Here is a 7,053-nt window from a genome sequence, read left to right as displayed (position 1 = left end):
GAGCGCCATCGCCAGCAAGCCGGCTCCTACGAAGAACGATTTAGGCGTTTGACTGAACGGCATCGGGATTATCGATGCCGGTTTTTTTATGTTCGTTTCAGTCCAGGCGTTCGGGGTAGGTCACCACCAGATAAGCCACCGCTTCGCTGTCGGCAGGATTGCGGTAGCGATGGGGCTGGTCGGCGTAAAACAGGATCGAGTCGCCTGTGGAAAGCAGGTAGCGCTCATCATTGACGCTGATTTCCAGCACGCCCTGCGCCACGACCAGGTTTTCCTGCACGCCGGGGCCATGCCCCTCTGACTGGTCTTCGCCGAGCGGGCTCAGGCGCAGTTCGTAAAACTCCGATTGGCGCGCCACGTCGAAGGGGAACAGAGCGCGGCTGACGAAGGCGCCGTTGGCGCTGACCAGGCGTTTGCTCTGGCTCGCCGATAACACGGCCACACCTTCGAACGCACGGTGCTCAAGAAACGCAGCCACCGATACCTTCAAGCCTTTGGCAATTTTGCACAGCACCTTGATGGATGGCACGCTGCGCCCGGATTCGATCTGCGCCAGCATCGCCCGGCTCACGCCGCATTGCCGCGCCAAGGCATCAAGGGACAGATGGCGTTTGCTGCGCAGACGTTGCAGGTTCTGTGCAACCCGTTCGCAAATCGGATCCTCTTCCAGCTGTTCCAGATTGTTCAGGTCCAGGACCGGTTCGTCGGCGCTCGCCAGAAAGCGCGAGGGTTCGTTGATGTTCACGCGTGACGGGTCTCGGTCGCTTTGGCGGTTTGCACCCACTGAAAGGCCTGCAATCCTGCGTTGCGTGCGTACATCTCCCACATGGCCCGTGCCCGTTGCTGAGCCTGTTTGCGTTTGCGGTAGCTGGCGAAGTCGATGAGGTTGTCAGTCGGATTCATGGGGCACTTCACTGTGGTGGTGAATGACGGGATGGCTTGAGAGTACGTGGATATTTTTATAACGATAAATACTGATTATCTATTTATTAATGCTTTTTGGTTCTTGATTGAGGCGGTGCTGATTGGCGTTGCTTGAGGTGATTTTATATTTCTAAAAAGAATAATCAGATAATTATTTATTCCTTTTAATGTTGGTCAAGGCGGTGCACCTTGAAGCCCTGCACATCCACGTGGATGTAGTCGACCTCAGACAGGAAGCATCGATATGACCATTAAAGCGATCAACGTCCGTAACCAGTTCAAGGGCGTCATCAAGGAAATTCTCGAAGGCGAAGTGGTCTCCGAAATCGACGTTCAAACCGCTTCCGGAATCGTCACTTCAGTGATTACCACCCGCTCGGTGCGCGACCTTGAGTTGAAGATCGGCAGCGAAGTCATTGCCTTCGTGAAGTCCACCGAAGTCTCGATTGCCAAGCTCTGAGTTTTTCAGCATCGATCAATAACCTGTGGCGAGGGAGCTTGCTCCCGTTGGACTGCGCAGCAGGCCCCTCTTTTCAAGCATTAAGGGGGCCGCTTCGCAGCCCAGCGGGAGCAAGCTCCCTCGCCACAAGGGCAACAACATTTCCAGTTGGTATCACTCCCGAGGTTTTCATGGCTACTCGCTTCAAGCATTCCGCGCTGACCCTGTTGGCAGCCTCCGTCGCGGCGGTGAGCACGTTGCTCAGCCCCGGTGCCCAGGCGGAAGGCAAAATCAGCATTGCCCAGCAATTCGGCATCGGCTATTTGATTCTGGATGTGGTGCGCGATCAGCAGCTCATCGAGAAACAAGGCAAGGCTCAGGGTCTCGATATCAAGGTCGATTGGAACAGCATCTCCGGGGCCACAGCGATGAACGAAGCGTTGTTGGCTGGCGCGCTGGATGTTGTGTCGGCGGGCGTGCCACCGATGCTGACGATTTGGGACCGGACCAAGGGCAAGCAGAACGTCAAGGCCATTGCCTCGCTGGGCTCGATGCCCAACTACCTGCTGACCAATAACCCGAACGTGAAGAGCCTCAAGGACTTCACCGAAAAGGACCGCATCGCGGTGCCGGCGGCGGGCGTCGGGTTCCAGTCACGTACGTTGCAGATCGAAACCGCCAAACAGTTTGGCAATGACCAATACAAGAAATTCGACGACATTTCGATCAGCCTGGCCCACCCGGATGCGACAGCAGCGCTGATCGCCGGTGGTTCGGAAATCAGCTCGCATTTCTCCAGCCCGCCGTTCCAGTATCAAGAACTGCAAAGCCCCAACGTGCACAAAGTGCTGAGTTCCTACGACGTGCTGGGCGGGCAGGCGACGTTTAACGTGTTGTACACCACCGAAAAATTCCACGACGAAAACCCGAAAACCTACAAGGCATTCTACGACGCACTGGCCGAGGCCGAGAAAATCATCAAGGCCGACAAGGCGTCCGCAGCGCAGACCTATATCCGGGTGGAGCAATCGAAGTTGCCGCTGCCGCTGGTTGAGAAAATCGTCAACGATCCTGAAATCGACTTCACGATTACTCCGCAACGCACGGCTGTCTATGCCGAGAAACTGCAGGAGTTAGGCGTACTGAAAAACAAGGCGGACAGCTGGAAGGATTACTTTTTCGAAGAAGCGCACGGTGGTGCCGGTAGCTGATCAGATCGGTTTTTCGTCCCGCTATTTGTAGGGGCCGGCTTGCTGGCGATGGCGATCTGAAGGGCGCTATCGCCAGCAAGCCGGCTCCTGCAGGTTTCTCTGCGTTAGCGGGAAATCAGTCCGTGATCGAGGGCGTATTTGACCAGCGCCGCAGGCTTGTCGATGTTGAGTTTGCGGCGAATGCTCAGGCGGTGGGTTTCCACGGTACGCACGCTGATGTCCAGTTCCCGGGCCATTTCCTTGTTGTTCAAGCCTTGTGCCATCTTGGCGAGCACCTGGCTTTCTCTCGGGGTCAGTTCGCTGTCGGTGTTCTTGTCGGCGATCAAGCGCTGGGCAATTTCGGCGCTGTAGAAAGTCCCGCCGCTGGTGATGGCTTCGATGGCGGCAATGATTTCCCGAGACGGGGCGTTCTTCAGCACATAACCGCTGGCGCCGGAGCGCACCGATTCACTTACGTACTCGTAGTTATCGTACATGCTCAGCACCAGCACCTTGAGCAACGGATACTGGCTGCGCAGTACGCGCGTCAGCTCCAGGCCGTTCATGTCGCGCAGGCTGATGTCGACCAGCAGCAGGTCCGGCTGACAGCGCCCGACCATCTCGATCGCATCGGCACCATTTTCCGCTTCGCCCACCACTTCCAGGGGCGCCATGACGGCCAACAGCGCTTTGATGCCGTCGCGGACCAGGGAGTGATCGTCGACCAAAGCGACGCGGATCGGGGAGGGCAGGTTCATGGCAGGCTTCACTCTTGTTGTTGGGTCAGCGTTTGCTGCCGGGTAAATTCATTGGCAGCAGCACGTCCAGCTCACTTCTTCCCGGCATCGATATCAGCTCGAACCGGCCACCAAAATGCTCGACACGCTCACGGATATTACGCAGGCCGATTCCCGCGTGACGTCGCTCGACCTGGGCGACGTTGAAGCCGATGCCGTCATCGACCACCGTCAGCCGAACCGATTGTTCACAACCGCGCAGGGTAATGGAAACGTTCTTCGCCTGGGCGTGGCGTTCAATATTGGTCAGTCCTTCCTGGACGATGCGAAACAACGAAACGGCCGCGCCGTCGACCAGCTGACAGTCAAATTCGTTGTCGTTGTAAGTCACGGTCAGGCCGCTGCGTTGCTCGAATTCGGCGGCCAATTGCCCGATGGCCGCCGACAGGCCGAGGGTGTCGAGCAGGGATGAGCGCAAGTCGTGGGAAAGGCTGCGGACCTCGCCAATCGCATCGCCCAGCCGCTCGGTGGCGACTCTCAACGTGCTCAAGCCCTTGTCGTGGGTTTGTGCGCTTTCGAGCAGATGACTGGCCAGTTCGAACTGAAATTTGATCGAGACCAAAACCTGGCTGATGCCGTCGTGCAGTTCGCGGGAAACCCGTGAGCGTTCTTCCTCTTGCAGGCTGACGATACGCTGGGTCAGGCGCTGCAGTTTTTTATCCGCCAGACGATGCTCGCTGACATTCAGGGTCATGCCGGTGGCGAAGACAAACAGCACCGCCACCAACGCAACCACGGCAATCGCCATCATGGTTTTGCGGATGCCCATGGCGACTTCGGCGCGAGCCTGCTGGGTGGCGCGTTCGACGTCTTCAAGATAGATGCCGGTGCCGAGCATCCAGCCCCAACGGTCAAGCATCACCACATAGGCGAGCTTGTCGGTCACTTGGCCGGAGGAGGGTTTGTTCCAGGCGTAGCGTTGAAAGCCTTCGCCGGATTGCGCACTTTTCAGCAGCGCCTGGATCACCGGCAAGCCGTGCGGGTCTTTCATGTCCCACAGGTATTTACCCACCAAATCTGACTGCCGCGCGTGCATCAGGCTGCGGCCTTCGTGGTCATAGACGAAGAAGTAGCCGTTGATGCCAAAGCTGAGTTTGCGCAACTCTTCGAGCACTCGTTTCTGAGCTTGGGCGTCACCGTGGCCGTCGTCGTAGAGCGGCTCGATCAGGCTTTTCGCCATTTCGACGTAGTTTTTCAGTTCCGCACGCTTACTCGCCAGAATGCTGTCTTCGATCAACTGAGCCTGCTGATCACCCAAGTGGCGATTCAGGGAAATCACCAGCGCGCAGATGACGGCAATGGCCAGCACCAGCGGCAGAATCCCGAGGGCGACGATTTTGTGTTTGAGCTGCATCTCTACTCCAGGCCGGGCCGGGGGAGGGCGAAGGCTCGGCATCATATGCCAAAGCGAGGGCGAGTCAGTAGCGCGGCGGGACGGAATCACCGGTGGCCGGGATGTCAAACTTCGCTGCTCGTCGCGGTACGTGTAGGTTGCTATCTACGTAGAACTACGTAGACGCCACGTACGTAGTAACGCGGATTTATTTGTGGACGACATGCGCGGATATTGGGCCAGCTCCGCTCCGCGGACACAATTATAAAAATTACCGCCGCAGTCACGAGCTGTCGGCAGGAGACCTCTATGCCCCGTCTGGCTAAACACCTCGCCTGGTTTGCCGTGGCTGTCCTGGGAGCGATTGCGCTGAGTGTCGTGGCCCTGCGCCGCGGCGAAGCGATCAACGCCCTGTGGATCGTCGTTGCAGCCGTCGCTATCTACCTCGTTGCCTACCGCTATTACAGCCTGTTCATCGCCAATAAAGTGATGCAGCTCGACCCCAATCGAGCCACTCCCGCTGTGCTTAACAACGACGGTCTGGACTTCGTACCGACCAACAAACACGTACTGTTCGGTCACCACTTCGCAGCCATCGCTGGCGCGGGTCCATTGGTTGGCCCGGTCCTGGCGGCGCAGATGGGCTACTTGCCCGGCACGCTGTGGCTGATCGCCGGTGTGGTGCTGGCCGGTGCGGTTCAGGACTTCATGGTCCTGTTCATGTCGACTCGCCGCAACGGTCGCTCCCTGGGCGACATGGTCCGTGAAGAGATGGGCCGCATCCCTGGCACCATCGCGCTGTTCGGCTGCTTCCTGATCATGATCATCATCCTCGCGGTGCTGGCGCTGATCGTGGTCAAAGCCCTGGCTGAAAGCCCGTGGGGCATGTTCACCGTCATGGCGACTATCCCGATCGCGATGTTCATGGGCATCTACATGCGCTACATCCGTCCGGGGCGTATTGGTGAAATCTCCGTCATCGGCGTATTGCTGCTGCTGGGTTCGATCTGGCTGGGCGGGCAGATTGCTGCCGATCCAGTGTGGGCCAAGGCCTTCAGCTTCACCGGCGTGCAAATTACCTGGATGCTGATCGGCTACGGTTTTGTCGCTGCGGTTCTGCCGGTGTGGCTGATTCTGGCGCCGCGTGACTACCTCTCCACTTTCCTGAAAATCGGCACCATCGTTGCCCTGGCCATCGGCATTCTGGTGACCATGCCCGAGCTGAGAATGCCGGCACTGACCCAGTTCATCGACGGCACCGGTCCGGTATGGAAGGGCGGTTTGTTCCCGTTCCTGTTCATCACCATCGCCTGTGGCGCGGTATCCGGTTTCCACTCGCTGATTGCTTCCGGCACCACGCCGAAGTTGCTGGCCAGTGAAGGTCATGCCCGTTACATCGGTTACGGCGGCATGCTGATGGAGTCGTTCGTGGCGATCATGGCCATGGTGGCTGCCTCGGTCATCGATCCGGGTGTGTACTTCGCCATGAACAGCCCGGCCGCCGTCGTCGGTGCCGATGCTGTTTCCGTCGCGCAAACCGTCAGCAGCTGGGGTTTTGCAATCACTCCGGAAGCCTTGCAAGCGGTGGCCAAGGATATTGGTGAAACCACCATCCTGGCCCGTGCCGGCGGCGCGCCGACCCTGGCGGTCGGTATTGCGCAGATCCTGCACAGTGTCCTGCCGGGTGAAAACACCATGGCGTTTTGGTACCACTTCGCGATCCTGTTCGAAGCGCTGTTCATCCTGACGGCGGTGGACGCCGGTACCCGTGCCGGTCGTTTCATGCTGCAAGACTTGCTCGGTTCCTTCGTTCCTTCCTTGAAACGTACCGAATCCTGGACCGCCAACCTGATCGCGACCGCCGGTTGTGTGGCGATGTGGGGTTACCTGTTGTACCAAGGCGTGATCGATCCGTTGGGTGGCATCAACACCTTGTGGCCGCTGTTCGGTATCTCCAACCAGATGCTCGCCGGTATTGCGCTGATGCTCGGCACCGTGGTGCTGATCAAGATGAAGCGCCAGCGCTACGTTTGGGTCACGCTGTTGCCAGCCGTGTGGTTGCTGATCTGCACCACCACGGCCGGCTTCATCAAGCTGTTCGACGCCAACCCGGCGATCGGCTTCCTGGCCCTGGCGAAGAAGTACAGCGATGCACTGGCCAACGGTCAGGTGCTGGCCCCGGCCAAGAACATCTACCAGATGCAGCACGTGATCTTCAACGCCTACACCAACGCCACGTTGACCGCGCTGTTCCTGTTCGTGGTGTTCAGCATCCTGTTCTTTGCGCTCAAGGTGGGTGTTGCGGCCTGGGGTACCAAGGAACGCACGGATAAAGAAGCGCCATTTCAGGCACTGCCTAAGGCGTAAGTG

At 58.4% G+C, this 7,053-nt stretch carries 7 protein-coding genes; 3 read left to right on the top strand and 4 right to left on the bottom strand.

The genetic code is table 11. The features are described from left to right. Positions 1 to 97: 97 nt before the first annotated feature. Complete coding sequence (locus NL64_RS23245) at positions 98 to 688, bottom strand: helix-turn-helix domain-containing protein (protein WP_172668701.1); 591 nt, start codon at positions 686 to 688, stop codon at positions 98 to 100. Between the two features lie 53 nt (positions 689 to 741). After that, on the bottom strand, positions 742 to 903 hold the full coding sequence (locus NL64_RS30410) for a hypothetical protein (RefSeq protein ID WP_172668700.1): 162 nt from the start codon (positions 901 to 903) through the stop codon (positions 742 to 744). A gap of 265 nt (positions 904 to 1,168) precedes the next feature. On the opposite strand from NL64_RS30410, the gene NL64_RS23240 reads away from it, so the two are divergent. Together NL64_RS23240 and NL64_RS23235 are read left to right on the top strand one after the other, a co-directional pair. Next, a complete protein-coding gene (locus NL64_RS23240) occupies positions 1,169 to 1,384 on the top strand; it encodes a TOBE domain-containing protein (RefSeq protein ID WP_034150404.1) in 216 nt (71 codons plus the stop codon). Between the two features lie 170 nt (positions 1,385 to 1,554). After that, on the top strand, positions 1,555 to 2,574 hold the full coding sequence (locus tag NL64_RS23235; protein ID WP_034150403.1) for an ABC transporter substrate-binding protein: 1,020 nt from the start codon (positions 1,555 to 1,557) through the stop codon (positions 2,572 to 2,574). 104 nt (positions 2,575 to 2,678) lie between these two features. On the opposite strand, the gene NL64_RS23230 is transcribed toward NL64_RS23235, so the two are convergent. After that, on the bottom strand, positions 2,679 to 3,311 hold the full coding sequence (locus tag NL64_RS23230; RefSeq protein ID WP_034150402.1) for a response regulator: 633 nt from the start codon (positions 3,309 to 3,311) through the stop codon (positions 2,679 to 2,681). A gap of 25 nt (positions 3,312 to 3,336) precedes the next feature. Next, entirely contained in the window at positions 3,337 to 4,704 is a 1,368-nt protein-coding gene (locus tag NL64_RS23225; protein WP_034150401.1) for a cache domain-containing protein, read from the bottom strand. 288 nt (positions 4,705 to 4,992) lie between these two features. On the opposite strand from NL64_RS23225, the gene NL64_RS23220 reads away from it, so the two are divergent. After that, the gene (locus tag NL64_RS23220; protein WP_034150400.1) at positions 4,993 to 7,050 is read left to right on the top strand and encodes a carbon starvation CstA family protein; all 2,058 of its coding nucleotides are present in this window, start codon (positions 4,993 to 4,995) and stop codon (positions 7,048 to 7,050) included. Positions 7,051 to 7,053: the final 3 nt, after the last annotated feature.

The organism is Pseudomonas fluorescens, from assembly GCF_000802965.1.
In the GTDB taxonomy this organism is placed as follows: Bacteria; Pseudomonadota; Gammaproteobacteria; order Pseudomonadales; family Pseudomonadaceae; genus Aquipseudomonas; species Aquipseudomonas fluorescens_A.
Note: the sequence above shows the minus strand (reverse complement) of the source record. Positions and strands in the feature narration are given on the sequence as shown.

Coding starts and splice junctions, on each gene's coding strand:
- NL64_RS30410 (WP_172668700.1), bottom strand. CDS start 903: ATGAATCCGACTGACAACCTCATCGACTTCGCCAGCTACCGCAAACGC.
- NL64_RS23240 (WP_034150404.1), top strand. CDS start 1,169: ATGACCATTAAAGCGATCAACGTCCGTAACCAGTTCAAGGGCGTCATC.
- NL64_RS23235 (WP_034150403.1), top strand. CDS start 1,555: ATGGCTACTCGCTTCAAGCATTCCGCGCTGACCCTGTTGGCAGCCTCC.
- NL64_RS23230 (WP_034150402.1), bottom strand. CDS start 3,311: ATGAACCTGCCCTCCCCGATCCGCGTCGCTTTGGTCGACGATCACTCC.
- NL64_RS23225 (WP_034150401.1), bottom strand. CDS start 4,704: ATGCAGCTCAAACACAAAATCGTCGCCCTCGGGATTCTGCCGCTGGTG.
- NL64_RS23220 (WP_034150400.1), top strand. CDS start 4,993: ATGCCCCGTCTGGCTAAACACCTCGCCTGGTTTGCCGTGGCTGTCCTG.